Origin of the sequence: Anoxybacillus sp. ST4 (assembly GCF_019448545.1) — a bacterium.
Classification (GTDB): domain Bacteria; phylum Bacillota; class Bacilli; order Bacillales; family Anoxybacillaceae; genus Anoxybacillus; species Anoxybacillus pushchinoensis.
Map to the genome: position 1 here is coordinate 1 of NZ_JAHZOE010000069.1, position 654 is coordinate 654.

Sequence of the window (654 nt, forward strand, 5' to 3'; positions counted from 1 at the left end):
CGCCGCCAGCGTTCGTCCTGAGCCAGGATCAAACTCTCCATAGAAAGTTTATCTCTCTAGCTTCGTACGCTTTTCGCTTCGTTCAGTTTTCAAGGAACATCTTTGTCGTTTTTAAGCGACTTTTTTAGTATAACATTTAGTGTTTTCTTTGTCAATATTTTTTGGTGGAGCCTATCGGGATCGAACCGATGACCTCCTGCGTGCAAAGCAGGCGCTCTCCCAGCTGAGCTAAGGCCCCTCTTATCAATGGTCGGGAAGACAGGATTCGAACCTGCGACCCCATGGTCCCAAACCATGTGCTCTACCAAGCTGAGCTACTTCCCGTCTTCATATCATATAAAAATAAACATGGCGCGCCCGAGAGGATTCGAACCCCTAACCTTCTGATCCGTAGTCAGATGCTCTATCCAATTGAGCTACGGGCGCACATAAAGTGCCGAGGGCCGGACTCGAACCGGCACGGTAGTCACCTACCGCAGGATTTTAAGTCCTGTGCGTCTGCCAATTCCGCCACCCCGGCATAGATGTATTGGAGCGGAAGACGGGACTCGAACCCGCGACCCCCACCTTGGCAAGGTGGTGTTCTACCACTGAACTACTTCCGCACAATGCGGGTGGAGGGACTTGAACCCCCACGCCAGAGGCGCCAGATCC

5 tRNA genes are annotated in these 654 nt (G+C 52.3%); all 5 read right to left on the reverse strand.

Annotated elements, in window-relative coordinates:
* Window positions 1-162 precede the first annotated feature (162 nt).
* The 5 genes from K1I44_RS14985 to K1I44_RS15005 all read right to left on the reverse strand — a co-directional run bounded on the left by K1I44_RS14985 (window position 163) and on the right by K1I44_RS15005 (window position 605).
* Window positions 163-238: transfer RNA gene (locus K1I44_RS14985), tRNA-Ala, on the reverse strand.
* Between the two features lie 9 nt (window positions 239-247).
* Window positions 248-324: transfer RNA gene (locus tag K1I44_RS14990), tRNA-Pro, on the reverse strand.
* A 25-nt stretch (window positions 325-349) separates the two neighbouring features.
* Window positions 350-426 (reverse strand) — tRNA-Arg (locus K1I44_RS14995).
* Window positions 427-434: 8 nt separating this feature from the next.
* Window positions 435-520: transfer RNA gene (locus tag K1I44_RS15000), tRNA-Leu, on the reverse strand.
* 10 nt (window positions 521-530) lie between these two features.
* Window positions 531-605, reverse strand: a tRNA-Gly gene (locus tag K1I44_RS15005).
* Between the last annotated feature and the right edge of the window lie 49 nt (window positions 606-654).